Annotated in this window: 2 protein-coding genes; both read left to right on the top strand. The window is 59.7% G+C overall.

The window, feature by feature from the left end; genetic code table 11:
• Nucleotides 1–134 precede the first annotated feature (134 nt).
• A complete protein-coding gene (locus tag ACRCSW_RS25115) occupies nucleotides 135–2201 on the top strand; it encodes a hydantoinase/oxoprolinase family protein (protein WP_438708385.1) in 2067 nt (688 codons plus the stop codon).
• Nucleotides 2194–2983: hydantoinase B/oxoprolinase family protein (locus ACRCSW_RS25110; RefSeq protein ID WP_438708384.1), on the top strand; the 790-nt coding region annotated here is incomplete at its 3' end. The genes ACRCSW_RS25115 and ACRCSW_RS25110, both read left to right, overlap by 8 nt.

Raw genomic sequence — 2983 nt, 5'->3', positions numbered from 1 at the left:
ACTAACGCATTATTGGTATATACCAGATAGGTTGGATGGCTTGACGCGCGGAAATCGCATCCGCGGCACGCGCTTCACGCCGACGCAATGGATAGGCAACAGCCATTCCATACGTACAAAAGGAGGATGGCTTAGTGAGTTGGATCATCGGCGTCGACGTCGGCGGGACCTTTACCGATTTCTTCGCCTTCCGGGAGGTGGACGGCGCCACGCGCAAGTGGAAGCGGCCGTCCACTCCCTCCAACCCCGCCGAGGCGATCATTGCTGGCCTCAAGGAGCTGTGCATGGCCCATGACATTCCACTCGCAGAGGTGGATCGGCTCTGCCACGGAAGCACCGTTGCGACGAACGCGCTGATCCAGCGACGCGGGGCGGACTGCGCACTCATCACGACCAAAGGACTGCGCGATGTCATCGAGATTGGCCGCCAAACTCGGCCGGTAGTTGACAGCCACGAGATCGATTCTCCGCCGCCATTGATCCCGCGCAAGCATCGCTACGAACTGGGCGAACGCCTTCTGTCTACAGGCGAGGTACTTTCTTCCGTCCCGGAAGACGAGCTTGCGGCGCTGATCGAGACGATCCGAGCGGAGGGACTTCAGGCTGTCGCGGTTTGCTTCCTGTTTGCTTACGTCAATCCTGCGCATGAAGAGCGGGTAGGCGCCGCTCTCCGCGCTGCCCTCCCAGGCGTTTCAGTGTCGCTTTCGAGCGAAGTGCAGCCCGAATTCCGCGAGTTCGAACGGTTCACTACGACCGTCGTGAACGCCTATCTACAGCCGCGCCTCGAACATTACATCGAGACACTGATCAACGATCTCTCCGAGACCATCCCTGCGGCCCAGGTGGGAATCAATCAGTCGAGCGGTGGCCTCATGTCGCTGAATGTCGCGCGTGCGTTTCCGGTCCGCATGGCGCTTTCCGGTCCTGCGGCAGGTGTAGTGGGTGCTATCGAGGTCGCGAAGTCGGCCAAGGCTCCGGAGGTGATTACTATCGATATAGGAGGGACGAGCGCTGACGTGGCGCTCATCCGCGATTACCGGGTCGAGCTATCGGCCGGGCGCGACGTTGATGGCTTTCCTGTCCAGTTGCCGATGGTCGACGTAACGACCGTTGGCGCCGGTGGCGGTTCGATCGCCTGGTTCGCTGCCGACGGCCTGTTCAAAGTTGGCCCTCAGAGTGCTGGCGCGGTTCCTGGCCCAGCTTGCTACCGCCGCGGCGGCACTCTGCCGACAGTGTCAGATGCCAATCTGCTGCTGGGTCGACTTTCGACCAAGCTGCTCGACGGCGGCATGACGCTTGACCTCGAACTCGCTAAACAGGCAATCGCCACTGTGGCAGAGCCGATGAACAAGTCGCTTGAAGAGACCGCACTCGGCATCCTTCAGATTATGACGGTCAACATGGTGCGCGCAATTCGCAGCCTGTCCGTCGAACGGGGTCATGATCCGCGTAGGTTCGCGCTCATGCCGTTCGGCGGCGCTGGCGGTCTACACGCCCGCGAAGTAGCAGCTGCTCTGGGTATGGCGACCGTGCTCGTGCCGCCTTCACCGGGCATTCTTTGCGCTCAGGGACTCACTGACGCCGATCTCCAGGAGAGCTTCGTGATCAGTCGCATCATGGCGCTCTCAACTGAAAACCGCCAAGAGATCGAAGCTGTGATCGACCAGTTGACCAAGAAGGCTCAGATCTGGTTCAAAGCCGAGAGGGCTGTGAGTGAGCGCCAGTCGATCGTATATTCAATCGATCTGCGCTTCCGCGGTCAGAACTTTGAACTGCTCGTCGAGGTTGGCACCGCAGGCTCCGACGGCAAGCCGGTCTTGAAATCGACCGACGTCATCCTCGAACGCTTCTTCGAAGCCCATGAACGGGCCTACGGTTTCGCGGACAAGAGCGCGCCGGTGGAAGCGGTCAATTTCCTTGCGATGGCCAAGGCTTCACTCGGCGTCCAACGCCCAGGCGCTTCGGAACTCGTTGACGGTGCCGTAGCGGCTCCGGTCGGCCATCGCGAGGTGACGTTCTCTACAGCCGGGCCGGAACGAACTCCTATCTACCATCGCGACCATCTTGCACCGGGGACCGTCTTCTACGGACCGGCTATTGTAGACCAGATGGATTCGACAACGATCGTATTTCCTGGCGATGAGGTTCGCATCGACGGGTTCGGCAACATGATCATCACCCTGGGGCAGAGCAATGACTGAAGTAGTGCATGATCCTATCACGCTGGAGATTCTCTCCAACGCGCTGCGGTCCGTCGCCGATGAAACCTTTGTCGCGCTTCGCAAGAGCGCATTTTCCAACAATATCAAGGAGCGGGCCGATCACTCAACCGCTCTCTTCGATGCGAAAGGGCGGCTGATTGTCCAGTCGCAGCAGTCGCTTCCAATCCATGTCGGCGGCATTGCCGGCACGATTCGTGTCCTACTTGAAAAATATGGCAACGACATCCACGAAGGAGACGTTTTCGTCGGCAACGACCCATATGTTGCCGCTGGCACCCATCTGCCAGATATCTGCATCAGCACCCCGGTATTCTATGAGGGCAAGTTGTTCGGGTTCAGCGCCTGCACCGCGCATCATGCCGACATCGGTGGCGCCAGCGTTGGCGGTTCGGCAGGCGGCCTAACGGAAATCTATCAGGAAGGACTACGCATCCCGCTGATCCGCCTGTTCCGCCGCGGTGAACTGGTTTCAGACGTCTTCGACATTCTTCTGCTCAATGTCCGCGGGGCAGACGAGCGCAAGGGTGACTATAATGCTCAGGTTGCTGCGGCCAAGCTCGGTGCAGCGCGATTGATCGATATTTGCGATCGTTTCGGACGGGACTTCACCGAATCCGCGCTTGACGAGTTGCTGCGCCGCACGCGCTCGCGCATGCAAAAGGCACTCACCGCGATCCCGGAAGGGGACTACCACTTCGAAGACGTCATTGACGATGACGGCATGGGAACCAAGGCCCTGCCAATCAAGGTCTGCATCAGCC

Origin of the sequence: Tabrizicola sp., assembly GCF_051645465.1 — a bacterium.
GTDB lineage: Bacteria > Pseudomonadota > Alphaproteobacteria > Rhodobacterales > Rhodobacteraceae > Tabrizicola.
The sequence above is the reverse complement of the archived record's forward strand: the minus strand, read 5'-3'. Positions and strand labels throughout refer to the sequence as shown.